We start from the raw sequence: 25,630 nt of genomic DNA on the forward strand, positions 1-25,630 counted from the left end.
TTGGATTTCTTTCTTTTCATTTTGTTCTTCTTAATCTCACAATTATCTCAGCCTCTGTTTTTGCAATTTACTTTATCTCTCTTTTTTTCCTGAAGGCAAAAACTAAGGCTGCAATTTTTACGTTTTTTATTGCCCTTGTTTGTCTTACGTTTGGGTACATTATAGACAGCATAAAAAACGTTGAGTCACTCCAATTCTTCGCCCGATACATTTTTCTCATACCTGTCATACTTATTTTGTTTGTAATACTTTTTTGGACAGTTAAAAGAAAAGAAGTGTCGACGGGTTTCTATACATTTCTTAATCTGTTGTTTTTAATTCTGATTCTAAGCGAAATTCCTAACAGCATTAAGCGTTATCGATTAGATAAGAGTGTGCATAACCTGATTGATTTTCGATTTTCGGTGGCAAATGAATACGCTGCTGCTAGCCAGCAAATTGATTCGCTTAAACCCGATATCTATTTTCTCGTCTTTGATGCAATGGCAGCTTCAAAAAGTGTAGAACATGCCACCGATAAAAACATTACTCATCTCGACAGTTTCTTAACCAGTAAAGGATTTTATCTCGCTTCTGATGCGAGGGCAAATTACAACTGGACAATACATTCACTTTCTACTACCTTAAACATGGAGTATCTGCCTCCATGGATTGCACCTGTAATGAATGATTTAAAGGTTTATTTCTGGGGTTCGTCATCGTTTAAAGACAATTCATTATTCAGAATATTGAGAAAAGAAAATTATGCAATCAATAGTTTTCAACCCATTTCCTTCGAAAATGAACAATGGCCAGGTCATCCATATTTCTATTCATTGAAAAAATATCACTACTCATTCAAAACTCTTCCGGGCCGTGTGTACAAAGACATTTTCTGGAATTACACCAGAATTGATATTGATTTTATCCATAAACAGCAATTGCAATCTTTGACTCAAAGAAATTTAAATAAAAAACATGATTTCGATACCACAATTGATCTTGTTAAAAAATCATGCAGCACTAAAAGTTCTCCTAAGTTTATCTACGGACATTTTATGCTACCACATGATCCCTATGTATTTGACAGCACCGGCAGGTTAAAATCTCCAGGAGAAACAGTTGTGCGAACCATTAAACAAGATTTGGAGGGCTATTATCAGCAGCTTAAATACACAACTATTGTAATCCGTGATTTGGTTACTTACATTCAGACTAATAACAAAAAAAACACGATCATTATTGTTGCCGGAGATCATGGTTTTAAAACTAAAGAAGCCAGGCAAGAAGGTTATACATTCAATAATTATTCTGCGTTCTATTTTCCCGACAAAGATTACAGCACACTCTACAAGTCAGCATCGCCTGTCAATACATTTCGATTTGTTTTGAACAAATATTTTAACGCAGGTTTGCCACTACTAAAAGATAGTAGTTCTTTAGTTGTACCCGAAGCAAAAGAAACAATTAGGAAATCAGAAAAGATACTCCCAACTCATACCCCTTCAACCCCAAACCAATAATACTTCCTGCAGCTTTTGCACTTACATGAGAAAGTTTACGAAATTCTTCTCTTGCATGCACGTTTGAGATGTGCACTTCCACTACGGGCGTTGTGATAGCAGCAATAGCATCGCCAATGGCAACAGAAGTATGTGTATAACCACCGGGATTCATAATGATACCATCATATGAAAAACCCACACGTTGTAATTCGTTGATCAGCTCACCTTCAACATTACTTTGATAGTAATGAAATTCAACTTCCGAAAATTTCGCTTTCAGTTCTTCAAAATATTCTTCGAATGATTGATTACCGTACACACCCGGCTCACGTTTGCCAAGCAAATTCAGATTAGGCCCATTAATGATGGCGATCTTCTTCATGGCATAAATATAAAATAAAAAGCCCCGAAGTAAATTCGGGGCTGCTATTAATTTAAACTGCCTTTGATCATGCTGATGAAATCATCAAACAGGTAACGGCTGTCATGTGGGCCAGGCGTGCTTTCAGGATGATATTGAACCGAGAATGCAGGACGATCTTTCAAACGAATACCTTCAATCGATTCATCATTCAGGTTCACGTGAGTAACCTCAACATTGTCTGCTTTACGCACAGATTCGGGATCAACACCAAAACCATGATTCTGGGTTGTGATTTCGCACAAACCTGTAATCAGGTTTTTCACAGGGTGATTTAATCCACGATGACCATGGTGCATTTTAAACGTAGTGATATCATTTGCCAATGCCAGCAATTGATGGCCAAGGCAAATGCCGAATGTTGGTTTCTTTTCGTCAATAATTGCCCTTACGGTTTCAATTGCATAATCCATACTTGCTGGATCACCGGGACCATTTGAAATAAAATAACCTGCGGGGTTAAACGCTTTTAGTTCTTCGATCGTGGTTTTTGCGGGAAACACTTTCAGATACGCTCCACGATCAACCATACACTGGAGGATGTTGAGTTTTGTACCATAGTCCATTACTGCAATACGTACGGGAGAATTTTCATCACCCACATTGTAAGCCTCTGTTGTGCTTATTGTGCTTGCCAGCTCCAATCCTTCCATTGAGGGCACTTTCGCTAACTCTTCTTTCAACTTTGCTTCATCCAATATTTCGGATGAAATGATACAGTTCATTGCACCTTTTGTACGTACATGTGTAACAAGTGCTCTTGTATCAATGTCTTCAATGGAAACAATATTTTGCTCTTCAAGATATTGCTGCAACGATTTGTCAGCAGAGTACCTTGAATAACGATCTTCGAGATTACGACCAATAAGGCCTTTGATTTTTACACTATTGCTTTCTACATCTTTGATATATGTGCCATAGTTACCAGTGTGCACATTATTCATGATAACTACCTGGCCGGTATAACTGGGATCTGTAAATACTTCCTGGTAACCTGTCATGCCTGTATTAAAGCAGATTTCACCAGTAGTGGTACCGATCTTACCAAATGCTTTACCGTAAAATACATTGCCATCTTCCAACATCAAGATAGCGGTTTGAGTTCCTGTTGGCTTATGTGGTTGTGTCATAATTAAGTGCAAAATAAAAGAGGCAGAGCCAAATGGCCTGCCTCTGTATCAGAAAATTTTCAACATTTAATTTACTCAGCTGATTTTTCTTCTGTTTTTTCTTCAGCAGCAGGCACAACAGCTTCCGCTGCAGCATCAGCTTTCTTCTTCGCACCACCCGCACGACGGGTTTTCTTAGCAGGGGCAGCAGCTTCACCTTTTCCTTTACCGTAGATTTCGTTGAAATCAACGAGTTCAATCATGGCTTTTTCTGCGTTATCACCTACACGAATTCCCAATTTCAGTACACGTGTGTAACCACCCGGGCGACTTGCAATTTTCTCTGCAACTGTGCTAAACAACTCAGTAACAGCTTCTTTGTTTTGTAAGTAACTGAACACAACACGACGGCTGTGAGTTGAGTTATCTTTTGCCTTGGTGATCAATGGCTCGATCCATGTACGTAAAGCCTTCGCCTTAGTTAAGGTTGTAACAATACGCTTGTGCTGGATCAGCTCAATTGCGAGGTTAGTCAGTAACGCTTTTCTGTGAGAAGCGGTACGTCCTAAATTTTTGATTTTGTCTCCGTGACGCATGACGTTTGAATTTAGAGTCTTGTACCGTGTCAGGAATTACAAGACTAAGTTTAAAAAAATACTCAGCTGCAATACTGCAGCTGAGTAAAAAATATTAATCGATATTATCTAATCCCATTTTGTGAAGATCCATACCGAAGTGTAAGCCTCTTTCGCCTAACACCTGCTCAATTTCAGCCAAAGATTTCTGACCGAAGTTGCGGAACTTCATCAAGTCTTCCTGTTCGTACTGAACCAACTCACTTAATGAATTGATCTTCGCAGCTTTTAAGCAGTTGAAGGCACGTACTGAAAGATCGAGATCTTCCAAAGGTGTTTTCAATACCTTACGCAGTTGCAGCATTTGCTCATCAACCACATCTTCTTTCTTCTCTTCCTTATTATCAAACGTGATGTTTTCATCAGTAATGATCATCAGGTGCTGAATAAGAATACGGCTTGCTTGTTTTACTGCTTCTTCCGGATGAATAGTACCATCCGTAACAACGTCCATTACTAATTTTTCGAAATCAGTACGTTGTTCCACACGAGTATTTTCGATCAGGTACTTTACGTTTTTAATGGGTGTAAAGATTGAATCAGTAGCGATGTAACCAAATGGAGCATCTTTTGGTTTGTTATCCTCTGCAGGAACATAACCACGGCCCTTTGCAATGTTGATTTCGATATCAAGCTTTGCACTCGGATCCATTGTGCAGATGAGCAACTCAGGGTTCATTACTTCAAAGCTCTGAGTAGCTTCGCCAATATTTGCAGCAGTAAATTCTGTTTTGTTTTTCAGGCTCAAAGTAACTTTCTCATGAGCAATGTCATGTTCAACTTTCTTTTTAAAACGAACCTGTTTCAAATTGAGGATGATTTCCACAACGTCTTCGCTGATACCTTTTACAGTAGCAAACTCGTGGTCGGCACCTTCTATTTTAATACCGGTAATTGCATAACCTTCCAATGAATTCAGCAATACACGGCGCAGTGCGTTACCAATAGTAACACCATAACCGGGTTCAAGCGGACGAAATTCAAATTGTGCTTCAAAATCACTTGCTTTCTGAAGAACAATTTTGTCGGGTTTTACGAAATTCAAAATAGCCATATTGAAGTTTCTGTTTTACATTTTTGAATTGACTGATCATTGATGAACACATCGCTGATCATTCATTATTACTTGCTGTACAATTCCACGATCAGTTGCTCCTTGATATTTTCAGGAACACTTTCACGCTCAGGGTAGGCAATAAACGTACCCTTCATTTCAGCTTCGTTGTAATCGATCCAGTTAAACTTAGGATTCTTACCTTTTGCCGGACTTGTTACAGAAGTGTTATCCTTGCTCTTGTCTTTCAAGCTAACGACATCACCTGGTTTCAATTGGAAAGAAGGAACATTCACAACATACCCGTTTACAGTAACGTGCTTGTGGCTTACCAGCTGGCGAGCAGCAGGGCGGCTAGGAGCAATACCTAAACGATAGATGGTATTATCCAAACGAGCTTCGAGGAGGCGAATCAGGTTTTCACCAGTTACACCTTTCAAGCGTGCAGCTTCTTCAAATGTTTTACGGAATTGCTTCTCTAATACACCGTAAGTGTATTTAGCTTTTTGTTTTTCACGCAGCTGTAAAGCGTATTCACCTAAAGTTTTACGTTTACGTTGTGCGCCGTGTTGGCCGGGAGGGTTGCTGTTTTTACCCAACCATTTGCCATTGCCGAGGATTGGCTCACCGAAAATACGGGAGATCTTGGTCTTAGGACCAGTGTAACGTGCCATAGTTTTTATTCATTTACGCTTTTTTGTACCGGTTCTCTCATCAGTAAAAGCGTTAAAAATTAATGAGGAACCCTTTAATAAAATGAATGAATCTTGGCGATTCAAATATGTCTGGACAGATGCGTAAAACGCACCGATCAATTAAACTCTTCTCTTTTTAGGGGGACGACAACCGTTGTGTGGTAAAGGAGTAACGTCTTTGATCATAGCTACTTCAATACCTGATTGTGATAAAGCACGGATAGCGCTTTCACGACCAGAACCAGGTCCTTTTACAAATACATCAACACGTTTCACACCCGCATCAAAAGCAACTTTTGCAGCTTCTGCAGATGCTACCTGTGCAGCATAAGGAGTGTTTTTCTTAGAACCTTTAAAGCCCATTTTACCGGCGCTGCTCCAGGAAATAACTTGTCCTTGCTTGTTTGTTAAACTAATAATGATGTTGTTGAAAGTGGCACTGATATGTGCGTCACCATGTGCATCAACCTTTACAACTCTTTTTTTGGCGGCTGCCTTAGCGCTCACCTGTTGTGCTTTTGCCATAATTGAAAACCGAGGTAATCTATTTGTTTAAAAATTATCCCGATTTTTTCGGGACCAGATCAACGCTCCATCTACACCGTGATATCTGCTGTTAACCTGTAAGAACTGGTGTATATAGAAAAGTCGAAAGCTGTTAGCGTTTTGCTACCAGCTTTCAACTTAATTCTTATTACTTCTTAGCTGCTTTCTTCTTACCTGCAACTGTCTTACGTTTACCCTTACGTGTGCGACTGTTTGTCTTCGTACGCTGTCCACGAACTGGTAATCCTTTACGGTGACGTAAGCCACGGTAGCAAGCAATATCAAGCAAACGCTTGATGCTCATTTGCACTTCACTACGCAACTGACCTTCTACTTTGAACTCGTTGGTGATAACGTTACGAATTGAATTTAATTCGTCATCGTTCCACTGGTTCACTTTCTTGTTAACATCAATACCTGATTTCTCAAGGATGTAACGAGCAGTAGCAGGACCAATACCATAGATATAGGTAAGACCAATCTCACCTCTTTTGTTTTTTGGTAAATCAACACCGGCAATACGAGCCATAACTTATTTTACTTTTATTGTTCTTGTTTGTTTTTAATCAGCAACGATTACCCCTGACGCTGTTTAAAGCGAGGATTCTTTTTGTTGATCACATACAGACGGCCTTTTCTTCTTACGATCTTGCAATCTGCACTGCGTTTTTTAATTGAAGCTCTAACCTTCATCTTATTTGTTTTTTTCTATTTGCTAATAACTAGTAGCTAGCAGCTAATAGCTTTTAAAATTACTTATACCTGAAAATGATCCGGCCCCTGCTTAAATCATAAGGACTCATTTCAACTCCAACTTTATCGCCAGGTAGTATTCGGATGTAATGCATCCTCATTTTTCCTGAGATAGTGGCTAAAATTTCGTGTCCGTTTTCAAGCTGTACCCGAAACATAGCATTGCTCAATGCCTCTAAAATTTTTCCGTCTTGCTTAATAAGTGCTTGTTTCGCCATACTTTTTGGGGTCGCAAAGATAGGAGGATTTCTGGAAAAGAATACAAAAAAATCAGCCCCGGCGGGCATTTTCAAAAAAAAAATTCCCGGGCCAGGGCCAAATATATAATTTTCTATGTTTTAAATCGCCTGTGCCGTGAGATGCACATTGGTCATATCGAGATAATAATTCTGTAATTGGTGCAGCGCAATGGGTTGATTTACATGACGCTTGTCTTCCCGGTACCAAAAATTGATGTTATTGAAATCGTCAGGCCGATCCAACTGAACCCGGAAAGCTCCTTTTGAATATTTGACCGAACCATCGGCCAGATCTTCCCGTGTAAAATTAATTTTTTGGAGGGCGGCGTCGCTTAAAGGTATTGGCTTCAGCACCTCACCCGCATACCAAAATTCATTTTGACCGTTGGTAAGCACCTTTGCCAGCTTTTGCCCGTTATTTACTTCAAGCACCTCTCCTTCCATGAGTGTGCCTTCGAAATCGACCATTACGAGATCACCGTCTTTGAGATCAGAGATTTTAATCATAACGCAAGCGCTTTTGTTTGCTCTAATTTAAACAAATAATGATAAATACGACACGGAGCGAAAACTAAGCGGAAATGATTCTTACGAGCTGGTTTATGACTCAACTGGCCTCTTTTTTGTTTCTATATAAATAAATAACAAGGACATGAAACCGAGGAGCCTCATCTTTTTACCGTTATTGCTAATACTTGTATTAATCGCCTGCAGAAAAAATCCGATGAAAAATCTGACTGTGGAAGAAAGCTGGGTTTATATCAGCAGTGGACAGAACGGCGTAAATTTTTCTTCTTTTTCAACAATTACCATTCCCGATTCCGTCATTCTTATAAGTAACAGGCAAGGCAGCAATAATTATGAAACCAATGCCCTTGCGCAATCAATGATAACCCAGATAAAGACAACATTGCAATCACGGGGCTACAGCATTACAAGCAAGGCAAATAATCCTGATCTCGGCATCAGCATTGCAAGGATCGATAATAGTTATACAAATGTGTCCACAGTTAACGGTTGGTGGGATCCCTACTATGGTTATTGGGACCCGACTTTTTGGGGATACCCTGGGTATGGCTGGACGCCGACCCAATTTGTTTTTTATAATACCAATGAATCGGCCTGGGCCATTGATATTATTGATCTGAAGAATACCAGTGGTAATTCATTAAAAATATTATGGAGCGGAACCATCCGTGGGGAAGAAATATTTAATCCTGAAGCAGTACCCTTACTTGTAAAAGGCCTGTTTGATACTGCACCATATATAAAGAAGAATTAATTGAAGACCAAAAAATTTACAATGAAACAACTTAGCATATTACTATTAACTTTTTGCTCAGTTACTGTTGCAACGGCGCAAAAGGGATTATCGAAAATCAGCATCCAACATTCAACGCATTTACCTATTGGAAGTGTACGTGATTTTACAGAAAGTATTTCTCCAAGAGGATTTTCGGCCGATTACGGATATTTCATCAACAATAATTTTTCCATTGGAATTGCAGGTGGTTACAGCGATCTCTATCAAAAGAAGGATCGGCAAACTTATTCTTATTCAGAAACTGATATATCAGCTGTAAAATCACATTCTTTGCAGTCGATACCTATATTAGTGAAAGGAAGTTATAGTAAAATAAAAGAAGGGTCATTATTACAACCTTATGCAGGCATTGGAATTGGCGGTAATCTTCTCACCTACCAGGAATGGTTTGGAACATTAGTGGATGAGAAAAGCGGTTTTCGTTTTAGCGTAGCGCCTGAAATAGGTACACGCATCGCCTTTAATAAATATTCACTGGCTGGTGTTGATGTGAGTCTCCGTTACAACTACACGGCATTTAAATATAATGATGTAAAAAACCTGCAAAGCATTTCACTCAACCTTGGCGTGTTTTTCTTTAACAGGAATTAATATCAACTGCGTTTGCGATAGTTGAAAATGGCCCAGCCATTTAGTACAACGGCAAATCCTGTCATAATCAATAAATGATTTTTAATATCGCTTAGGCCGCTGCCTTTTAATACAACCATTCGCATTACATCAATAAAATAAGATACAGGATTGAATCTTGTGATCCATTGTGCCCATTCAGGCATACTGTCGATTGAAGTGTAAAGACCACCTAACAAAACAAAGATCATCATCAGGAAAAAAGAAATAAGCATGGCCTGTTGTTGGGTTGCTGCATAGGTTGATATTAATAAACCCAGCCCCAAAACCGCCAGCAAATAAATTGCAGCAAATACATAAATAGTGAAGAAGCCCCCAAGTGGTATAATGCCATACAGTAAACGGGAGATCAATAAGCCCAATGTTAAAACGATCATTCCTAAGATCCAGAAAGGAATTAGTTTTCCTAAAATGAAATGAAACTTCTTTACCGGTGTTACATTCATCTGCTCAATGGTACCGATCTCCTTTTCCTTTACAATATTGATGGCTGTTAAATTGGCTCCTACCATTGTTAACAATAACACCAATATACCTGGCACCATAAAAAATTTGTAGTTCATCAATGGATTAAACCAGATAGATGATGTTACTTCAATTTGCGTTTGCGGACTAAGTCTTGGCATTTGTATCCAGTCTAACCGAACTTCACGATTGAAATCCTGCAGAATACTTCGCAGGTAAGCGTTGCCCAAACTACCTTTTACACCATTAATTGCATTGCTGGCGACAAATAATTTCGCCTCGCTTTCTTTTACTAATTGTTTTTCAAACGATGGAGGTATTTCTAAAACAAGATCAGCATTATCTTTTTCTATTTCTTCAAACGATTCTTCAAATGAACCTGAATAATGCGTGAGTTGAAAATACCCCGATGCTGTGATCTTTGAAATAAGCTGACGTGAATAGGAGGAATGATCTAGGTCGGTCACTGACAGTTTAATATTCTTGATCTCATAATCAGCTGCCCAAGGAAGTATCATTAATTGAATAACCGGCATAATGAAAATGATACGCAATATGGATGGATCACGAAAGATCTGCCGAAATTCTTTTTGTAATAAAAATCGAAGTGTTCTCATTGCAACCTGATTTTAAACCGTTTTATCGCCAGCGTTAAAAAGAAGACCATCATACCTGTAAGGATCAATGTTTCTTTCCAAACTGCTGCAATTCCCACTCCCTTTATCATCACCGATTTCACAATAATGTAATACCATTTTGCTGGAACAATATTTGAAATTGTTCTCAAGGGCAAGGGCATATTTTCAATTGGAAACATGAATCCACTTAACATGACGGTGGGCAAAAACAGAGCAACTAATGAAATGAACATAGCTGTTTGCTGTGATTCTGCTCCCGAAGAGATCAACAAGCCAAGCGACAATGATACAAGCGTAAACAAGATGCTTTCGGCAACCAGCAAAGCAAGACTTCCATTAATGGGCACTTCCAGCACATACACACTCAACAACAAAATACTGGCGATGTTAATAGTTGATAATAATAAATATGGAACTGCTTTTGCAAATACCACCAGTTGTGGCTTCATTGGTGACACCAGCATTATTTCCATAGTGCCCATTTCTTTTTCACGCACAAGGGTAATAGCCGTCATCATTGTACAAACCAGCAGCAGAACCATTGCCATTACACCGGGCACAAAATTATAAGCGCCTTTCAACTGCGGATTGTATAACATTCTCGATTCAACGTTAATGGTATACGGCAGCTTTTTATTGTTTGTGATGCGGTTCTGGTAATCCATTACTACTGCTGCTGCATAATTGGTGAGTGTGTTCGCAACGTTTGGATCTGATGCATCAGCAATTAATTGAATGGTTGCTTTATTTACGTGTTGCAGATCTTCGCCAAATTGATTCGGTAGAATAATAGCCAGCTTTATTTTACCACTGCGGAAAGCAGGTTCAATTTCATCAGCGGAAATAAGATTACGCTCCACATCAAAATAACGGCTTGAATTTAATTCGCTGATGAGCGATGCTGTTGCTGCATCTTTCGATTGATCAAACACAGCTATCTTTGAATTCTTTACTTCATTCGTTAAGGCGAAACCAAAGATGATGATCTGCACAATGGGCATGCCCAGGAGAATAAACATGGTGCGTTTATCTCTCCATATATGAAGAAATTCTTTTTTTACAAATGAGATGAATTGTTTCATGCCTGCTTTCAACAAAAGTTTTGTTTTCTCAATCGCCTGTTCTTACTGCTTTGCGTGCCAGCTTCAGGAACACATCGTCCATTGAATCTGACTGGTATATTCTTTTCAATTCTGTTGGTGTATCCAATGCTTCAATTTTTCCATCCACCATAATACTTACACGGTTGCAATACTCTGCTTCATCCATATAATGCGTTGTAACAAAAATGGTGATGCCATTATCTGCTGCCTGGTAAATCATATTCCAGAATTCACGACGGGTAACGGGATCAACACCACCGGTTGGCTCATCTAAAAAAACAATCTCGGGTTCATGAAAAATGGCTACGGAAAATGCAAGCTTCTGTTTCCAGCCAAGTGGTAATGAACCAACCAACTTGTTTGCTTCATTCTCCAAATGAAGATGATCAAGTATAAATGCAGTCTTCTCTTTAATAAATGCATTACTCTTTCCATAAATACCACCGTACAATTGCATATTCTCTTTCACCGTCAAATCTTCGTACAACGAAAACTTTTGGCTCATGTAACCGATATTCTTTTTGATCTGTTCATTTTGAGTGTACACATCAAAACCTGCAACTGTCGCTTTCCCTCCTGTGGGTTTCGATAAACCACACAGCATTCGCATCGCTGTTGTTTTACCTGCACCGTTTGCACCAAGGAATCCAAAAATTTCTCCTTTATGTACATCAAACGTAATAGCATCGACCGCAGTAAAATGGCCAAAGCGCTTACTGAGTTCCTGTGCCGTTATGATCTTATCATTGCTCATATTAATTACGCATCAATTGCATGAAACAATCTTCAATCGTTGGCTTGCCTTGCACAATTTCCAGTTCTGCATGTTGTTTGGTTGAAAGAAATTGTTGTAGTACATCTGCACCACAATCATTTTTCATCACTACATGATGATAAATACCCGATGGATATGCATTCGCAACTGCATCAAACGTTTTGAGATCGTTCAGCAAATGCAACATATTCTTGGCACGCACTGCAAACATGGAATGACCAAATGATGCAACGATCTGTTGAGGCGTATCAATGCTGAGAATGGAACCCGTCTGTATCAACGCAACCCTGTCGCACATACTTGCTTCATCCATATAAGGTGTGGAAACAAGAATAGTGATACCTTGTTCTTTCAGGCGCTTCAGCATTTCCCAAAATTCCTTTCTTGATACTGCATCAACACCTGTAGTCGGTTCATCTAGAAACAAAACAGTTGGCCGGTGAATCAACGCACAACTTAACGCCAGCTTTTGTTTCATACCACCTGAAAGTTTGCCCGCCTTACGATCTTTAAATGGTTCTATCTGCGAATAAATATCTTTGATGAAATCATAATTCTCTTCGATTGTTGTATTAAAAATGGTAGCAAAAAAATCCAGATTCTCTTTTACTGAAAGATCCTGGTACAATGAAAAACGACCGGGCATATAACCAACCTGTTTCCTGATGGCTTTATAATTTTTTACTACATCCAGTCCCTCAACTGTTGCTGTTCCACTGTCGGCCAGTAACAACGTTGTAAGAATGCGAAAGAGTGATGTTTTACCTGCGCCATCAGGACCAATAATGCCAAACAACTCACCCTTCGCAACATCAAATGAAATATCATTCAATGCAGTGGTCTTTTGCTTTTTATCACCGTAGCTTTTAATGATATGTTGGACCGATACTGATTGCATGTTACTTATTTGAATAGCACTTCACCATACATACCGATCTTGAGATAACCATCATTCTTCACATTGATCTTAACCGCATACACAAGATTGGCCCGCTCTTCTTTTGTTTGAATTGTCTTTGGTGTAAACTCAGCTTTATCAGATATCCAGCTGATAGTCCCCTTAAGTTCTTTGTATTTATCTTTCCCGTCATCAACCAGCACTTTCACTTGCTGGCCTAATTTTATATGTGATAATTGATCGCCTGTTACATAAGCTCTCAACTTCATTTCGCTGAGGTCAGCAATTTTATACAATGCTTTTCCGGTTGATGTCAATTCACCCGCCTCTGCATATTTCGTTAATATAGTTCCGTTGATGGGGTTTATTATATCTGCACGTTTCAACTGATCATTCAACTGCTCCACTCTTTTTTGCAAAGGCTTTGATTCGCTGAGAATACTTCTGTTTTGTGTGGATGTGTTGCTGCGTTGCACATTGATCTGTTGTTGCGTTACTGTCATTTGCTTACGAACAACATCGATCTGTGCATTGATGTCATCAAGTTGCTTTCCTGTTGCTGCATCTTGCTTTAACAGGTTTTCAATACGCTGTTTTTCATGCTGCAAATTATTTAGTTGCGATTGCTGCACAGCCAATTGATTTTGCAATAAAGCTACCTGCGGACGAACATCGGCTGTTTTATCACTTAGTGAACTGATGCTCGCTTCAACCTGTTCCTTCTGCAATGCAATACCTTCTGCATCCACTGTGCCAACAACACGATTGGCTGAAACAGTATCGCCTTCATTCAATGTAAGCGACAATATCTTCCCATTTAACTCCGACGAAACGATCACTTCTGTTGCTTCAAATGTGCCCGACGCATCAAATTTGTTTTCGTTGCTACGGCACGATGTTATTAAAACAATTGCCAGCATAGCTATAAAAATGTTACGCATAGTCGTTTATTTTCCCTTGGTGGTTTGATAATTAATTTGTGCCTGTATAAATTGTAGTTGATGTACAATCAGCATCTGCCTTGCCTGGTCTTCTGCATTAACTTCACGTAAATAATCATTTGCAGTGATGACGCCGTTTTCCAATTGTGCCTTTGCCGCTTCTTTTACTTTCAACCTTAGTTCAATGATCTCCTGGTCTTTTGCAATAAGCTGATTGATCTTGTTGATCTCTGACTGCTGCTGTTTTAACTGCGTATTGGTGTTTAACAGGAATACATCTTTCTGCACAGCAACGATCTGTTGATTGATGCCGATGAGTTCCCGTTCTTTTTTTGCCGTATACAATCCGCCAAAGGCCCAATTGAAACGAATACCTGTCACGTAATAAGTAGCAAATTTGTTTTCAAGAAAATTTAAACCCGGCCGGCCATATCCGCCTTGAAAAAAGAAACTTGTTTTAGGAAGATTTCTTGCTTTGATCATATTACGTTGCCCGCCGAGTAATTGCTGTTGTTTTTGAAACAGGTTCAACTCCGGCCGAAGAATATTTTCATCATTTACAGTTGCAACGGTTGGTTTGGTAAAACTGGTACTCACCGAATAGTTTTCCCCGGTAAATAAACTCAATACATCCAGCAAACCTGTTTTGGTTGCATTGAGCTCAATCACCCGTTGATCAATTTTCAGCAATTCAGCTTTTAATAAATTGAGGTTTGATTTGAAGGCAACCCCATTGTTTACCTGTGCTTCAATTTTCTTTGAACCTGACAGCAGATCATCACGAATAAGCTGTGTTTGCCTTAACTGTTCATCGATGTAAAGAACACTGAGATAAAGCTGGCTGATGCGTTCGTCCAGTTTATACAATTCCACTTCCACTTTCTGTTCTTCCACATCAGCATTTAATTGTTGGATCGTTCGTTGTTGTTTTAACATACCTCCGTCATAGATCATCTGGTTAATATCGGCCACAATTTTATACTGATCCTTACTCAACGGATCGATCTTTACGCCGGGCACAGGAATTTTCACCGTTGTTACTTCCGATTGATAAGTTGCCTGGCCGCTCAAGGTAAGCTGCGGCAAAAAACCCTTATTCAGATTTTCAATTGTGATGTTCTTTGTTTGGCGAATGAGATCCTTTTGCTTGATGAGCGGATAATGTTCCCTCGCCTTTGCCTGAACCTGCTCCAGTGTTATCGTTTGCGCAAACGACCATTTGGATAAGACAAGAAACAAAAAAAGCAGTTGCTTCATAACATTAAATTTATTTAACCAAGTAGTTAATTTGTGTTCAAAAAAATTATTTCCTGATTGAGTCAATGATAAACTTCGGAATCTCTTTTTTTCGTTGTTCCATCACATGACGGAACTGAAACTCATCAAGCCCAAGGTTCATCTGAAAGATGGGTTTAGCAACAAATGGGAAAATGGTCATCGAAAGCAGGTTCATCATCAACTGCAACGGGCTGATGGGTTTGATGTTTCCTTTTTTTACCTCAGCTTCAATTTGAACAAGAAATTTTGAGGGGTCAGGTTTGTTTTTTGCACCCCATACTTTCTTCAGAAAATACTCGGGGTCCTGGTTCACTTCATTCATTACAAACAAGGGCAGGTAAGGGTTTTCCATCACAACCGTGATATACTCGTCACAAAACTTTTCAATCTTTTCGAACAAAGCCGCATCCGAATTTAATACCTCATTTACTTTGGGAAATAAATGACTGGCCGCTTCCATAAATATCCTTTCAAACAGCTTGTCCTTGCTTTCAAAATAATAATGCAGTAACGCTTTATTGATCCCTGCTTCATCAGCAATATCCTGCATACGGGCACCATACATTCCCCTCTTCAAAAACACTTTGCGTGCCGCTTCAAGAATAACTTCCTCCGTATTTTGATCTTTCAGCCTCTTTGCCATATTTTTAACCAAATGGTTAACAAAAGTAAAAAACTATTTTATTTCAGCAACTTTATTTTCTCTGGCGTGGATTTTGCAATTTCAGTTCTAACTCAACTTATGCAGCTTAAAAACCTCATTTATACCTTTTTTATACCCATTGCATTGGCAGCCTGTACTGGTCCAAACAAAACTACATCGGGCTCAACTGAAACAAAAGAAAAAACAGTTACCAGGAAAACGGTGAACGGATACCAATTGCAGGTATTGAATACTACCGACCGCACAGAGGCGCTTAATGCAAAATCATTGCTGCTTTCAAAATACCCGCAACAGAAAACATTTTTAATGTTCCAAAGCCCTTATTATAAAATTCGGTTTGGCAATTTTCTAACACAAACCGAAGCCAGCAGTTACCAGAAAAAAATCAAAACGCATTTTACGAATGTGTTTGTTATACCAGCAAAATTTGAAGTGAAAGTGAGAGAATAAAAAAGAGTTGCTTTGCAACTCTTAAGATCTGTTACCCTCTTTGATTATTCGGCCCAGCTCATTACATAATTTCCATTTTCAATTTCTAGAGCTTGTTTGGTGAGCATCAAGGGACGAAATGTGTCTACCATCACAGCTAACTCCTTCGTTTCTTTTGCACCAATACTTTTTTCAACAGCACCGGGATGTGGTCCGTGCGGAATGCCTGCAGGGTGAAGTGTGATCATTCCTCTTGTTACATTTTTCCTGCTCATAAAATCTCCATCTACATAATAGATCACTTCATCGCTATCAATATTGCTGTGATTGTAGGGAGCAGGAATTGCGTTTGGATGATAGTCGTATAACCTCGGCACAAAAGAACAAACAACAAAGGCATTCGTTTCAAATGTTTGATGAACTGGCGGCGGCTGATGTACACGACCCGTAATTGGTTCAAAATCATGAATAGAAAAAATATAGGGGTAGCAGCAACCATCCCAACCCACCACATCGAACGGATGCGTGCCATAATGCAAACCATATAACATTCCTTTTTTCTTTGCCCTTATGAGAAAATCACCATGCTCATCAAATGTTTGTAGATTCTGCGGTTCACGAATATCTCTTTCGCAGTAAGGAGCATGCTCCATTAATTGTCCGAACCTGCTCATATAGCGTTTGGGAAAGCGAAGCGGCGTAAACGATTCGACAATGAACAAGCGGTTTTTATCATCATTGAACTCGATCTGGTAAATGGTTCCTCTTGGCAACACAATATAATCGCCATAGCCAAATGGCAGTTGTCCGTATTGTGTTTTAACTGTGCCACTCCCTTCATGCACAAAAATCAGTTCATCGGCATCAGTATTCTTATAGAAATAATCTTTTGTTCCGCTTGTTGGGGCTGCCAACACAATATGACAATCGTTATTCACCAAAACAGGAACACGACTTTCTAAAAATTCGCCACCCGCCTTCAGATGAAATCCTTCGAAGCAACGATGCTGCAGCATTTTCTCTTCCGCAATAACGGGCGACACATCAACCTGCGGTTCTGTTTTAATGATCTGTGTGGGAGGATGACAATGATAAAGCAATGAATAATCATCACTGAAACCTTCTGTAGAAAATAATTGTTCGCTATACAAACCACCATCAGGTTTGCGGAACTGTGTATGACGTTTGTGGGGAATAGTTCCCAACTTATAATAGTGAGCCATGATTAAATTTGAAAATGAGTTGATTTGAAAATTTGAAAAATAGGTTCGTTTATGTCCCGAACATCAAAGATGCACATCAACGTCTTGAAAGCTTGAGTGTACCAAGCAAAAAATGTACGTCCCCGTCTGAACGGATCATCCGGGCGGGCATTTTCGCTTATCAATCCCGTAGGTGAAGTTTCTGAAAAATGGCATATCCAAAGCTAACGAATCTGCTTGGGTTATAAGCGAAGCATCATCACAGTTTGCAAAAATTACAATTAGATTTATCTTCCGCAAATATTGTCGAAACAACAGCAGATCACACACCTTTAACAAACTTGATTTGACACGAATAGGCCTTATTTCCGATACACATGGTTTTTTAGACGAAGCAGTTTTTGATCATTTTAAAAATTGCGACGAAATATGGCACGCCGGAGATTTTGGAAATATTGAGCTTGCGAATAACTTAATTGCTGAAACTGGTTTGCCGCTCCGTGGAGTATTTGGCAATATTGATGGGCAGGATGTAAGATCAGTTCATCCCGAACAACTTGTTTTCCATTGCGAAGAAATAAAAGTAATGATGCGGCATATTGGTGGTGCGCCGCCAAAATACAATCCTGAAACAAGGAAGGAATTGCAGCTCCATCAACCAAACTTATTCATCGCCGGTCATTCGCATATTTTAAAAGTGATGTATGATGACAAGATCAATTGTCTGCACATGAACCCCGGCGCTGCCGGCAAACAAGGCTGGCATAAAATACGCACCGTCATACGTTTTGTGATCGATGGAAATAATATGAAAGATTGTGAAGTGATTGAATTAGGTAAACGTTGATGCCTTTCATCTAACGAATATTTCCCTCACTACAACGTTTAACACTGTTTACGCTCACTCATCAAATTTTAACAGCAAAAGATGAAAGGCAAAAATTACTTTTCCTTAAAACATACATCACATGAAACCAGTTCTCCTTATCATCGGTATTCTTTTCATTCACAGTTATGTAAGAGCGCAGGCCGATGCTCAAACTATCAAAGACATTGAAACAGTTTGTAACTATTATCTCGAAGGCGGCACCAATGGTGATAGTGTGATGTTCTCAAAAGCGTTTGATCCTGCCGGGCAAATGCGTTATATGCGGAACGATACCTTGATGAATGTATCGCTGAAAGATTTTATGGCTCGCACAAGAAATACAGGTACAAAACAAAACCGCACAACAAAGATCGATCGTATTGAGGTATTCGGAAATGCGGCTACTGCCAAACTCACGATTGAATACCCAACTTTTTACTTCCACGATATGATGAGCCTCATTAAAACAAAAGATGGCTGGAAGATCGTTAGTAAAATATTTTACCGGGAAGACAAGAAAAAATAAAAAACGCCCCATTAATCGGGGCGTTTCAATTTATGATTTACATACCGGGAAACCACGGCCTGGCAATTGCTTCACGGAAAGGCCAGGGAACTGCTGCCAGAACCAGGATAAGCGCAACTACATACATCCATGACGCAGCGCTATAATTTTGCTTTTTGGCTTTACCTCTTGCCATCGTGATCAATACAATGGCAATGATCATAGCAGAAATATGTTCAACCACCCAGAAACGTGCAAATCCGTCTTTCATTACATTCCCAAAACCACCCACACGTTCAATAATATGAAAACCATAATCGCCATTGAAGTATTGAAATAAACCCAACAATAATGTGATATGAGCTGAGATCAGCAAAAACAAACTTGTTTTTTGCAAGCTGCTGTTTTTTGAAAAAGCCTGCACAATTGTGATCAACAAAAGAATAAGAATAACCCAACGTAATGCGCTATGCAAATGAACAAGTCCCTGGTACATGGCTTTATAAATTTTGAAAATGAGTAAAGTTAAATTCGCCACAAAGTAAGGTGCAGAAAAGCATTATACAAAACTGTTTTACAGAAAATAGTATCTTACAGTTCTACAAAAAGCTGCTATGGAGAAATTTATTTTCACCCTTTTGGTTGTGCTTTGCACACAGTCATTGTTTGCACAATCTCCAAAAGTATTTGTAAGCGATTCAACCAAACCTGTTTTGCAACAGCAACTATTATTTCAAAACAGGATCATTGCTAAAACTGAAAAAGAAACGGTGTATGCATTGCCGCAGGACAATATGCCTGTGTTGGTGCCGGATAGTTCAGTTATTTCCAACATGCCCATTGCATTACAAAGTAATCGATCCCGCACCGTAATGCCCAATCCTTTTTATCCCGTAAAACCACAGATAAAAAAACTTCCACCAACAAATAAAGGGTATCAGTACAAACCAATACCCGATGTAAAAAAGAAAATTGAGTAATTGTTTATAAACGCTACTCTCGACTACCGCTCGATTGACTATCCCGTCCTTCGATTTCACTCAGGACGCTCAATTCACTACTCATCACTCGCCTTGCTCACTCCACCCAATCAGCAATAAAAATATTGGTATCTCTTGTGCCGCCGTTATTGCGGTTGCTGCAAAAAACGATCTTCTTTCCGTTGGGGCTGAACATCGGGAAAGCATCAAAACCTTTGTCTCTGCTGATCTTAGTGAGATTACTTCCATCTTCATTCATCGTGTATAAATTAAAGGGGAAGCCACGCTTGTACTCATGATTACTTGCGAAGATGATGCGTTTATTATCGGGCATATAAGCAGGAGCCCAGTTGGCTTGTCCAAAAGAAGAAACCTGTTTTGCATTTGTGCCATCAGCATTCGCCACCCACACTTCCATATTTGTTGGAGCCACTAATCCCTGTGCCAGTAATTCTTTGTATTCTTTTATCTCTGCTTCTGTTTTTGGACGGCTTGCACGCCAGATGATTTTTTTTCCATCGGGACTAAACCAACCACCACCATCGTAACCCAACAGGTTAGTCACTTTTATTTCCTTGCCTGTTTTTAAATCCATCACATACATGTCAATATCACCATCTTTTGTACTTGTGTAAAGCATTTTCTTTCCATCGGGCGAAAGCGTTGCTTCCGCATCATAACCTTTGCTGTGGGTGAGTTGTTTTACAATTTTTCCATTGAGATCAGCCATGAAAATATCATAGCTGTCGTACAAAGGCCAGATATATTTATTGCCGTATTTGCTGCGGTCAGGTATGGGCGGGCAATCACTGCTTCCCATATGCGTAGATGCGTAAATAATGTGTTTCCCATCTTTCATAAAAGCACCACATGTTGTGCGACCTTTGCCTGTGCTCACTAATTTAGGTATGAATTTTTCACCTGCTTTGGTTGGAACTTTTGCGATATACATCTGGTCGCAGGGAATACCTTCTTTTGCATATGTTTTTTGGAAAATGAGCCACTTGCCATCGAAACTGAAATAAGCTTCTGCATTATCGCCACCAAACGTTAACTGCTGAATGTTTTTAAAATGTCTTTCATCGGGGTAAAGAATGGTATCGTTGTTTGCTGCAGCTTTCGCTATTTCTTTGCTCACAGTTTTAAACGATAGCATTGCCACCACAACGAGAGGCAGGGCAAGCAACAACGCAGATTTATTCATATAAATAATTTGGGCAAATGTAGATTTTGAAATGCCCGCAAATGTCAGGAAAATGTAAGAACCAGCACCTCAAAATAATTTAGCTTTGCGCCATGCAGCTGAAAGCCCTCCTGATTTCTGTTTTTACCAGCATTTTCCTCTTTGCCTGTACCAACGATAAACCTGCCGATAATGGTAAGGATACCCTCATCACGCCCGCCGCTGATGCTAAAATTGCAGAACTGGAAACCAAGCTGAACAAGGAACCACAGGCCGACAGTATTCGTGAACAATTTGTTGAACAGTTAGTACAATCTAATCAATACGATAAAGCATTGGCGCAGGTGGAAACACTTTTGCAAAAGCAACCTAATAACCCGGCTTATCATTTCATGAAAGCTGATGCCTTGGAGAGGAAAGGCGACACAGTTCATGCTATTGCATCGTACGAGCAATCAATTGCGGCAGCCGGTTTGTTTACCGAAGCAGAGTTAAGGCTTGCTTCGCTTTATGCAGAAACGGGAAATAAAAAAGCAGAGTTGTTGTGCGATGCGTTGTTGAAAGATGCAAACGCTGTTCAGTTCCGTAGTGATATTCTTTTTGTAAAAGCTGCTTATTACAACAAGATCAAACAAGGTTCAAAGGCACTGGCGGTTTACAACCAGATCATCCGTGAAGATTATACCTATCTCGATGCGTACATTGAAAAAGGATTGATCTATTACGATCAGAAAAAATTTGAAGAAGCACATAGTGTATTTAAACAAAGTACTAATGTGAGTAACAAATTTGCGGATGGCTATTTCTGGATGGCGAAAGCAGAAGAAAAACTCAACCGCACAACGGAAGCCGTGGATAATTATAAACGTTCACTTGCACTCGATCAAAGTATTACTGAAGCAAAAGATGCGTTGAAAAGATTGGGAGCGGTTAAATAATAAATGAAAAATTAAAAATCGAAAATAAAAAAGTAACATGCCAATTGTAGCTCCTTCTTTATTAAGCGCCAATTATATTAACCTGCAGGCCGATTGTGATATGCTTAACGCCAGTGAAGCTGATTGGTTTCACCTTGATGTAATGGATGGACGTTTTGTACCTAACATCAGCTTTGGACCCATGATCATTGATTTCTTTCGCAAAGCCACTACAAAAGTGTGCGATGTGCATTTAATGATTGAAGAACCGGAAAAATATGCTGAAGCATTTCAAAGAGCCGGCGCCGATATACTTACTGTGCATTACGAAGCATGTACGCATCTTCATCGCAATATTCAACAAATAAAATCATTGGGTATGAAGGCGGGTGTTGCTTTAAATCCCCACACACCTGTTTCATTGCTGAAAGACATATTGGCCGATATTGATATGGTTTGTTTGATGAGTGTGAACCCGGGCTTTGGCGGTCAGAGTTTTATTCCGCAAACCCTGGTTAAAATCCGTGAGCTGCGTAACATGATCGATGCAAAAGGATTTAAAGTGGATATTGAAATTGATGGCGGTGTTACATTGGAAAATGCAAAAAGCATTGTTGATGCAGGAGCAACGGTATTGGTAGCTGGCAATACAGTGTTCAAAGCACCCAACCCAACAGAAATGATCTCGTTGTTGAAGAAAATATAAAACTCAATCGAAAGTTTTAAATCCGGAAGACATTCTTCCGGATTTTTATTTTGATGCAGCGATTCTGCACTTTCCAGAGTCAACCCTTTATGAAACGACTGAACTATATACTTATATTAATGCTGGCTGCCGGCAGTTGCAGTTACCCTTGCGGGCAGTCTGAAGGGTTACGCATCAACTTTGTTTCTTATCAATCTTCAGAACTATACAATTTCAACATCAGCCGTTATGAAAAAGGTACCAACTTTTCCCAACTGCTGAACACAGTTTCATTCGATTCGGCTCAAATACGTTTTCGTCAAAGCAACGATACGCTCAGCCTTGTTTATTATACCCGCAATGCACTTCTTCCTTCCGGTTTTGATTATAAGATCTTCATACCATCAACCAATACAACTTACAGCATTACCGACTTGAACGAACCGCAGGAAACAGGTATCAAGAATGGCCAAAAGGTCTATTGCATGAACCAGATCGTTTCCTGCAAGGTGAACGGAACCAAACAAACGCTTTCTTACGAAGATCTTTACCTTAAAAAATAATTGGCAGGGCTTTGCGTTTTAGCAGAAAGGCTTAGTTTTATCTTCCATGAAGGCAACCAAAACCTGCATCCTGCTCCTGCTTCTCCTTGCAACCTCTGTTTCCTACGCCCAAAAGAAATCGGCAACAGTTACCGGTAAGGTATTGGATGAAAATGAAAATCCGTTGGCAAATGTATCGGTAATCATTCTTGGCCGAAGCAACGGTGCTACAACAAACGACTCTGGTTATTTTACTATCAAAGTGCCATCCGGCAAAGCCTTTGCACTAGTTTTCAGCTATACATCCTATCGTGATGAACAACGTAATTTCTTTTTAAATGATGATGAGCAGGAACGCATTGTATTGCGACTTGAACGTGGCGGGAAAGAACTGCAGGAAGTAACAGTTACCGACAACCGCATTCGTGCTGAAGCATCCGCCATTCGCATGAATCCAAAAAATGCCTTGCTGCTTCCATCGGCTGTTGGTGGGGTTGAAGGACTGATCAAAATATTTACTTCTTCAAACAACGAACTTTCTTCACAATACTCTGTGCGTGGTGGTAACTACGATGAGAACCTGATCTATGTTAACGATTTTGAAGTGTATCGCCCTTACCTTGTTCGCCAGGGCCAGCAGGAAGGATTAAGCTTTATCAATGCAGAGATGGTGCGCAATCTTACATTTTACAATGGCGGCTTTCAATCGAAGTATGGAGATAAGATGAGCAGCGTGCTCGATATTCAATACAAACAACCAAAGAAATTTGGCGGCTCTGCTTATGTTTCGTTGTTAGAGCAAGGTTTGCATTTTGAAGGAGGAACAAGAAATGAAAAAGTAAGTTTTATTGTCGGTGCCCGCAACCGCAGTAACCAAAACCTGTTGAGTAGTCAGCAAACAAAAGGAAATTATGTTCCATCGAGCAACGATGTGCAAGGTTATATCACCTGGCAGCCGAATACGAAATGGTTGTTCGAAGCAATGGGCAATTATTCACGCACACAATTCAAATTAAATCCTGAATTCAGTAGCCAAACGGCATCTGTTTTTTCTCCTTTCTTCACTGCCAATCTTGGGTTGGATATTTATTTTGCAGGAGCTGAGCGTGACCGTTATAGCACAGCAATGGCTGGTATTGCCACCACCTTTCAACCACGCAAGAATTTAAAGTTGAAATTCATGCTCAGTCATTTCAACAATAAAGAAGAAGAATCGTTTGACATACAGGGTGCCTATTTATTTGGTGAACGTGATTTCGATCGCAGCCGCACAACCTTTGGTTTAATTGTAAATCCCTTAGGTGCTGGCGTGTTCCAGAATTTTGCACGCAATAACTTAAACATCTCTACACAAAACGCAACACATAAAGGCAGTCTTTCAAAAGACAGGCATTTTTTTCAATGGGGACATAGCCTCGAACGCCAAAGCATAGAAGATAAACTGAATGAATGGGAATTGACAGACAGCGCCGGATACACGTTGCCCTTTAATCCAAACCAATTACAGTTAACAAAGGTCATTAAGTCAAAAGCTGATCTTGTGTTCTTCCGCACATCGGGTTATGTGCAGGACAATATTATTTTGAACGATTCTTTGAATATGACCTTGCAGGTTGGCGTACGTTATAATTACAATACACTTAATAACGAAGTATTAATTCAACCAAGAGTTCAGTTTGCCATGCAGCCGCTTAGCAAAAAAGATATTGTATTTCGTGCTGCGGCAGGCGCTTATCATCAACCTCCTTTCTACCGTGAGTTACGTCGTTACGATGGCACGGTAAATGAATCAGTAAAAGCGCAAAAAAGCTGGCAGCTGGTTGCAGGTATCGATTATAATTTTAAAGGCTGGGGCAACCGTCCGTTTAAATTACAAGCCGAAGCATACTACAAACACATGACCGATGTTGTGCCGTACGATGTAGATAATGTACGCATCCGTTATTTCGGCAGCAATAGTGCGAAAGCTTATGCAACGGGTATTGAAGCACGTTTATTTGGTGAGTTGGTAAAAGATGCTGAGAGCTGGGTGAGTATCGGCATCATGCGTACACGTGAAAACTTAGATAATGATCAATGGTATAATTATAAACTCGATTCGCTTAATAAACCAATCGACAGTACACTGGTGCAAGGTGGCTGGATTAGAAGACCAACCGATCGTTTCCTGAGCTTTGGAATGTTTTACCAGGATTATCTTTCTACCAATAAGAACTTTAAGTTCTCCATGAACTTTTTGTACGGCACTAACCTGCCTTACAATATTCCTAATAGTGCAAAGTATAGAAATGCGTTGACCATCGATCCTTACATCCGTGTTGATTTTGGTTTCAGTGCATTGCTGCTCGATGGTGAAAAAAGTAAACGCCGCAGCCGCAATCCTTTTCGTGAGTTCAATAATATTTGGGCAAGTTTAGAAGTGTTTAATGTGATCGACCGGCCCAATACGATTTCTTATTTGCTGATAAAAGATTTCAGCAACACTATTTTTTCTATTCCTAATCGCTTAACTCCAAGGCTGATCAATTTTAAGGTTGTGGCGAGATGGTAGAGTGCTGAGTTGTGTATGGTGAATGACCGACACTATCATTCGCCGTGCTTCCTATCATGTTTTAGAAATCCGTTACATAGAGAAACGTTTAAAGAGGTGGGTTAACAAATATTTTC

31 protein-coding genes are annotated in these 25,630 nt (G+C 39.7%); 11 read left to right on the plus strand and 20 right to left on the minus strand.

Annotated features, from left to right (window positions below; all coding sequences use genetic code 11):
- Positions 1 to 275 precede the first annotated feature (275 nt).
- Positions 276 to 1,502, plus strand: coding sequence for a sulfatase-like hydrolase/transferase (locus tag ACO1QW_RS00420; RefSeq protein ID WP_486254663.1), 1,227 nt, complete (start codon positions 276 to 278; stop codon positions 1,500 to 1,502).
- Here ACO1QW_RS00420 and aroQ read toward each other — a convergent pair.
- The 10 genes from aroQ to ACO1QW_RS00470 all read right to left on the minus strand — a co-directional run bounded on the left by aroQ (position 1,447) and on the right by ACO1QW_RS00470 (position 7,443).
- Complete coding sequence (gene aroQ, locus ACO1QW_RS00425; protein WP_486254665.1) at positions 1,447 to 1,866, minus strand: type II 3-dehydroquinate dehydratase; 420 nt, start codon at positions 1,864 to 1,866, stop codon at positions 1,447 to 1,449. The genes ACO1QW_RS00420 and aroQ overlap by 56 nt on opposite strands.
- A 47-nt stretch (positions 1,867 to 1,913) precedes the next feature.
- Positions 1,914 to 3,035, minus strand: a complete 1,122-nt coding sequence (carA, locus tag ACO1QW_RS00430; protein WP_486254667.1) for a glutamine-hydrolyzing carbamoyl-phosphate synthase small subunit — start codon at positions 3,033 to 3,035, stop codon at positions 1,914 to 1,916.
- Between the two features lie 71 nt (positions 3,036 to 3,106).
- Positions 3,107 to 3,610 carry a 50S ribosomal protein L17 gene (rplQ, locus tag ACO1QW_RS00435; RefSeq protein WP_486254669.1) on the minus strand — a complete coding sequence of 168 codons (504 nt, stop codon included), beginning with the start codon at positions 3,608 to 3,610 and terminating at the stop codon, positions 3,107 to 3,109.
- A gap of 94 nt (positions 3,611 to 3,704) precedes the next feature.
- Positions 3,705 to 4,703, minus strand: a complete 999-nt coding sequence (locus ACO1QW_RS00440; RefSeq protein WP_486254671.1) for a DNA-directed RNA polymerase subunit alpha — start codon at positions 4,701 to 4,703, stop codon at positions 3,705 to 3,707.
- 68 nt (positions 4,704 to 4,771) lie between these two features.
- Complete coding sequence (gene rpsD / locus ACO1QW_RS00445; RefSeq protein WP_486254673.1) at positions 4,772 to 5,377, minus strand: 30S ribosomal protein S4; 606 nt, start codon at positions 5,375 to 5,377, stop codon at positions 4,772 to 4,774.
- 141 nt (positions 5,378 to 5,518) lie between these two features.
- Positions 5,519 to 5,923, minus strand: a complete 405-nt coding sequence (gene rpsK / locus ACO1QW_RS00450; protein WP_294906200.1) for a 30S ribosomal protein S11 — start codon at positions 5,921 to 5,923, stop codon at positions 5,519 to 5,521.
- A 169-nt stretch (positions 5,924 to 6,092) separates the two neighbouring features.
- A complete protein-coding gene (gene rpsM / locus ACO1QW_RS00455; protein WP_486254676.1) occupies positions 6,093 to 6,473 on the minus strand; it encodes a 30S ribosomal protein S13 in 381 nt (126 codons plus the stop codon).
- A gap of 47 nt (positions 6,474 to 6,520) precedes the next feature.
- Positions 6,521 to 6,637 carry a type B 50S ribosomal protein L36 gene (gene ykgO, locus ACO1QW_RS00460; RefSeq protein ID WP_010519235.1) on the minus strand — a complete coding sequence of 39 codons (117 nt, stop codon included), beginning with the start codon at positions 6,635 to 6,637 and terminating at the stop codon, positions 6,521 to 6,523.
- A gap of 59 nt (positions 6,638 to 6,696) precedes the next feature.
- Positions 6,697 to 6,984, minus strand: coding sequence for a translation initiation factor IF-1 (gene infA, locus ACO1QW_RS00465; RefSeq protein WP_486254919.1), 288 nt, complete (start codon positions 6,982 to 6,984; stop codon positions 6,697 to 6,699).
- 51 nt (positions 6,985 to 7,035) lie between these two features.
- Positions 7,036 to 7,443, minus strand: a complete 408-nt coding sequence (locus ACO1QW_RS00470; RefSeq protein WP_486254678.1) for a hypothetical protein — start codon at positions 7,441 to 7,443, stop codon at positions 7,036 to 7,038.
- 217 nt (positions 7,444 to 7,660) lie between these two features.
- Here ACO1QW_RS00470 and ACO1QW_RS00475 point away from each other — a divergent pair, with 217 nt between their 5' ends.
- Both ACO1QW_RS00475 and ACO1QW_RS00480 read left to right on the plus strand, forming a co-directional pair.
- Entirely contained in the window at positions 7,661 to 8,218 is a 558-nt protein-coding gene (locus tag ACO1QW_RS00475) for a DUF4136 domain-containing protein (protein ID WP_486254680.1), read from the plus strand.
- Positions 8,219 to 8,239: 21 nt separating this feature from the next.
- A complete protein-coding gene (locus tag ACO1QW_RS00480) occupies positions 8,240 to 8,851 on the plus strand; it encodes an outer membrane beta-barrel protein (RefSeq protein ID WP_486254681.1) in 612 nt (203 codons plus the stop codon).
- A 2-nt stretch (positions 8,852 to 8,853) separates the two neighbouring features.
- Here the strand turns inward: ACO1QW_RS00480 and ACO1QW_RS00485 are convergent, their stop codons facing one another.
- Genes ACO1QW_RS00485 through ACO1QW_RS00515 form a run of 7 tightly spaced genes read right to left on the minus strand, consistent with a single transcriptional unit; the run spans position 8,854 to position 15,631 of the window.
- The gene (locus ACO1QW_RS00485) at positions 8,854 to 9,972 is read right to left on the minus strand and encodes an ABC transporter permease (RefSeq protein ID WP_486254682.1); all 1,119 of its coding nucleotides are present in this window, start codon (positions 9,970 to 9,972) and stop codon (positions 8,854 to 8,856) included.
- Positions 9,969 to 11,075, minus strand: coding sequence for an ABC transporter permease (locus ACO1QW_RS00490; RefSeq protein WP_486254684.1), 1,107 nt, complete (start codon positions 11,073 to 11,075; stop codon positions 9,969 to 9,971). The genes ACO1QW_RS00485 and ACO1QW_RS00490 overlap by 4 nt, the downstream gene beginning before the upstream one ends.
- A 28-nt stretch (positions 11,076 to 11,103) precedes the next feature.
- On the minus strand, positions 11,104 to 11,850 hold the full coding sequence (locus ACO1QW_RS00495) for an ABC transporter ATP-binding protein (protein WP_486254685.1): 747 nt from the start codon (positions 11,848 to 11,850) through the stop codon (positions 11,104 to 11,106).
- Position 11,851: 1 nt separating this feature from the next.
- Positions 11,852 to 12,769 carry an ABC transporter ATP-binding protein gene (locus ACO1QW_RS00500; protein ID WP_486254687.1) on the minus strand — a complete coding sequence of 306 codons (918 nt, stop codon included), beginning with the start codon at positions 12,767 to 12,769 and terminating at the stop codon, positions 11,852 to 11,854.
- Positions 12,770 to 12,774: 5 nt separating this feature from the next.
- The gene (locus tag ACO1QW_RS00505; RefSeq protein WP_486254689.1) at positions 12,775 to 13,710 is read right to left on the minus strand and encodes an HlyD family secretion protein; all 936 of its coding nucleotides are present in this window, start codon (positions 13,708 to 13,710) and stop codon (positions 12,775 to 12,777) included.
- Positions 13,711 to 13,716: 6 nt separating this feature from the next.
- The gene (locus tag ACO1QW_RS00510; RefSeq protein WP_486254691.1) at positions 13,717 to 14,967 is read right to left on the minus strand and encodes a TolC family protein; all 1,251 of its coding nucleotides are present in this window, start codon (positions 14,965 to 14,967) and stop codon (positions 13,717 to 13,719) included.
- A 46-nt stretch (positions 14,968 to 15,013) separates the two neighbouring features.
- Positions 15,014 to 15,631: a TetR/AcrR family transcriptional regulator gene (locus ACO1QW_RS00515; RefSeq protein WP_486254693.1), complete on the minus strand. Its 618-nt coding sequence runs from the start codon at positions 15,629 to 15,631 to the stop codon at positions 15,014 to 15,016.
- Between the two features lie 99 nt (positions 15,632 to 15,730).
- Here ACO1QW_RS00515 and ACO1QW_RS00520 point away from each other — a divergent pair, with 99 nt between their 5' ends.
- On the plus strand, positions 15,731 to 16,102 hold the full coding sequence (locus ACO1QW_RS00520; protein ID WP_486254695.1) for an SPOR domain-containing protein: 372 nt from the start codon (positions 15,731 to 15,733) through the stop codon (positions 16,100 to 16,102).
- A gap of 44 nt (positions 16,103 to 16,146) precedes the next feature.
- On the opposite strand, the gene ACO1QW_RS00525 is transcribed toward ACO1QW_RS00520, so the two are convergent.
- A complete protein-coding gene (locus ACO1QW_RS00525; RefSeq protein WP_486254697.1) occupies positions 16,147 to 17,304 on the minus strand; it encodes a homogentisate 1,2-dioxygenase in 1,158 nt (385 codons plus the stop codon).
- A gap of 325 nt (positions 17,305 to 17,629) precedes the next feature.
- Between ACO1QW_RS00525 and ACO1QW_RS00530 the strand changes: the two genes are divergently transcribed.
- A complete protein-coding gene (locus tag ACO1QW_RS00530) occupies positions 17,630 to 18,130 on the plus strand; it encodes a metallophosphoesterase family protein (protein ID WP_486254699.1) in 501 nt (166 codons plus the stop codon).
- 121 nt (positions 18,131 to 18,251) lie between these two features.
- Complete coding sequence (locus tag ACO1QW_RS00535) at positions 18,252 to 18,677, plus strand: nuclear transport factor 2 family protein (RefSeq protein WP_486254700.1); 426 nt, start codon at positions 18,252 to 18,254, stop codon at positions 18,675 to 18,677.
- A 37-nt stretch (positions 18,678 to 18,714) separates the two neighbouring features.
- On the opposite strand, the gene ACO1QW_RS00540 is transcribed toward ACO1QW_RS00535, so the two are convergent.
- The gene (locus ACO1QW_RS00540) at positions 18,715 to 19,194 is read right to left on the minus strand and encodes a hypothetical protein (protein ID WP_486254701.1); all 480 of its coding nucleotides are present in this window, start codon (positions 19,192 to 19,194) and stop codon (positions 18,715 to 18,717) included.
- Positions 19,195 to 19,270: 76 nt separating this feature from the next.
- Here ACO1QW_RS00540 and ACO1QW_RS00545 point away from each other — a divergent pair, with 76 nt between their 5' ends.
- Positions 19,271 to 19,636 (plus strand): hypothetical protein, encoded by a 366-nt coding sequence (locus ACO1QW_RS00545; RefSeq protein ID WP_486254702.1) that lies wholly within the window; start codon positions 19,271 to 19,273, stop codon positions 19,634 to 19,636.
- Between the two features lie 97 nt (positions 19,637 to 19,733).
- Here ACO1QW_RS00545 and ACO1QW_RS00550 read toward each other — a convergent pair whose 3' ends face one another.
- On the minus strand, positions 19,734 to 20,840 hold the full coding sequence (locus ACO1QW_RS00550; RefSeq protein WP_486254704.1) for a TolB family protein: 1,107 nt from the start codon (positions 20,838 to 20,840) through the stop codon (positions 19,734 to 19,736).
- Between the two features lie 92 nt (positions 20,841 to 20,932).
- On the opposite strand from ACO1QW_RS00550, the gene ACO1QW_RS00555 reads away from it, so the two are divergent.
- The 4 genes from ACO1QW_RS00555 to ACO1QW_RS00570 all read left to right on the plus strand — a co-directional run bounded on the left by ACO1QW_RS00555 (position 20,933) and on the right by ACO1QW_RS00570 (position 25,514).
- Positions 20,933 to 21,757 (plus strand): tetratricopeptide repeat protein, encoded by an 825-nt coding sequence (locus ACO1QW_RS00555; RefSeq protein ID WP_486254705.1) that lies wholly within the window; start codon positions 20,933 to 20,935, stop codon positions 21,755 to 21,757.
- Between the two features lie 37 nt (positions 21,758 to 21,794).
- Positions 21,795 to 22,442 (plus strand): ribulose-phosphate 3-epimerase, encoded by a 648-nt coding sequence (gene rpe / locus ACO1QW_RS00560; RefSeq protein ID WP_486254706.1) that lies wholly within the window; start codon positions 21,795 to 21,797, stop codon positions 22,440 to 22,442.
- Between the two features lie 89 nt (positions 22,443 to 22,531).
- Positions 22,532 to 22,984 carry a hypothetical protein gene (locus ACO1QW_RS00565; RefSeq protein WP_486254708.1) on the plus strand — a complete coding sequence of 151 codons (453 nt, stop codon included), beginning with the start codon at positions 22,532 to 22,534 and terminating at the stop codon, positions 22,982 to 22,984.
- A gap of 46 nt (positions 22,985 to 23,030) precedes the next feature.
- Positions 23,031 to 25,514 (plus strand): TonB-dependent receptor, encoded by a 2,484-nt coding sequence (locus tag ACO1QW_RS00570; protein WP_486254709.1) that lies wholly within the window; start codon positions 23,031 to 23,033, stop codon positions 25,512 to 25,514.
- Positions 25,515 to 25,630: the final 116 nt, after the last annotated feature.

It is taken from the genome of Lacibacter sp. (assembly GCF_057361365.1).

Coding starts and splice junctions, on each gene's coding strand:
- aroQ (WP_486254665.1), bottom strand. CDS start 1,866: ATGAAGAAGATCGCCATCATTAATGGGCCTAATCTGAATTTGCTTGGC.
- carA (WP_486254667.1), bottom strand. CDS start 3,035: ATGACACAACCACATAAGCCAACAGGAACTCAAACCGCTATCTTGATG.
- rplQ (WP_486254669.1), bottom strand. CDS start 3,610: ATGCGTCACGGAGACAAAATCAAAAATTTAGGACGTACCGCTTCTCAC.
- ACO1QW_RS00440 (WP_486254671.1), bottom strand. CDS start 4,703: ATGGCTATTTTGAATTTCGTAAAACCCGACAAAATTGTTCTTCAGAAA.
- rpsD (WP_486254673.1), bottom strand. CDS start 5,377: ATGGCACGTTACACTGGTCCTAAGACCAAGATCTCCCGTATTTTCGGT.
- rpsK (WP_294906200.1), bottom strand. CDS start 5,923: ATGGCAAAAGCACAACAGGTGAGCGCTAAGGCAGCCGCCAAAAAAAGA.
- rpsM (WP_486254676.1), bottom strand. CDS start 6,473: ATGGCTCGTATTGCCGGTGTTGATTTACCAAAAAACAAAAGAGGTGAG.
- ykgO (WP_010519235.1), bottom strand. CDS start 6,637: ATGAAGGTTAGAGCTTCAATTAAAAAACGCAGTGCAGATTGCAAGATC.
- infA (WP_486254919.1), bottom strand. CDS start 6,984: ATGCCCGCCGGGGCTGATTTTTTTGTATTCTTTTCCAGAAATCCTCCT.
- ACO1QW_RS00470 (WP_486254678.1), bottom strand. CDS start 7,443: ATGATTAAAATCTCTGATCTCAAAGACGGTGATCTCGTAATGGTCGAT.
- ACO1QW_RS00475 (WP_486254680.1), top strand. CDS start 7,661: ATGAAAAATCTGACTGTGGAAGAAAGCTGGGTTTATATCAGCAGTGGA.
- ACO1QW_RS00480 (WP_486254681.1), top strand. CDS start 8,240: ATGAAACAACTTAGCATATTACTATTAACTTTTTGCTCAGTTACTGTT.
- ACO1QW_RS00485 (WP_486254682.1), bottom strand. CDS start 9,972: ATGAGAACACTTCGATTTTTATTACAAAAAGAATTTCGGCAGATCTTT.
- ACO1QW_RS00490 (WP_486254684.1), bottom strand. CDS start 11,075: ATGAAACAATTCATCTCATTTGTAAAAAAAGAATTTCTTCATATATGG.
- ACO1QW_RS00495 (WP_486254685.1), bottom strand. CDS start 11,850: ATGAGCAATGATAAGATCATAACGGCACAGGAACTCAGTAAGCGCTTT.
- ACO1QW_RS00500 (WP_486254687.1), bottom strand. CDS start 12,769: ATGCAATCAGTATCGGTCCAACATATCATTAAAAGCTACGGTGATAAA.
- ACO1QW_RS00505 (WP_486254689.1), bottom strand. CDS start 13,710: ATGCGTAACATTTTTATAGCTATGCTGGCAATTGTTTTAATAACATCG.
- ACO1QW_RS00510 (WP_486254691.1), bottom strand. CDS start 14,967: ATGAAGCAACTGCTTTTTTTGTTTCTTGTCTTATCCAAATGGTCGTTT.
- ACO1QW_RS00515 (WP_486254693.1), bottom strand. CDS start 15,631: ATGGCAAAGAGGCTGAAAGATCAAAATACGGAGGAAGTTATTCTTGAA.
- ACO1QW_RS00520 (WP_486254695.1), top strand. CDS start 15,731: ATGCAGCTTAAAAACCTCATTTATACCTTTTTTATACCCATTGCATTG.
- ACO1QW_RS00525 (WP_486254697.1), bottom strand. CDS start 17,304: ATGGCTCACTATTATAAGTTGGGAACTATTCCCCACAAACGTCATACA.
- ACO1QW_RS00535 (WP_486254700.1), top strand. CDS start 18,252: ATGAAACCAGTTCTCCTTATCATCGGTATTCTTTTCATTCACAGTTAT.
- ACO1QW_RS00545 (WP_486254702.1), top strand. CDS start 19,271: ATGGAGAAATTTATTTTCACCCTTTTGGTTGTGCTTTGCACACAGTCA.
- ACO1QW_RS00550 (WP_486254704.1), bottom strand. CDS start 20,840: ATGAATAAATCTGCGTTGTTGCTTGCCCTGCCTCTCGTTGTGGTGGCA.
- ACO1QW_RS00555 (WP_486254705.1), top strand. CDS start 20,933: ATGCAGCTGAAAGCCCTCCTGATTTCTGTTTTTACCAGCATTTTCCTC.
- rpe (WP_486254706.1), top strand. CDS start 21,795: ATGCCAATTGTAGCTCCTTCTTTATTAAGCGCCAATTATATTAACCTG.
- ACO1QW_RS00565 (WP_486254708.1), top strand. CDS start 22,532: ATGAAACGACTGAACTATATACTTATATTAATGCTGGCTGCCGGCAGT.
- ACO1QW_RS00570 (WP_486254709.1), top strand. CDS start 23,031: ATGAAGGCAACCAAAACCTGCATCCTGCTCCTGCTTCTCCTTGCAACC.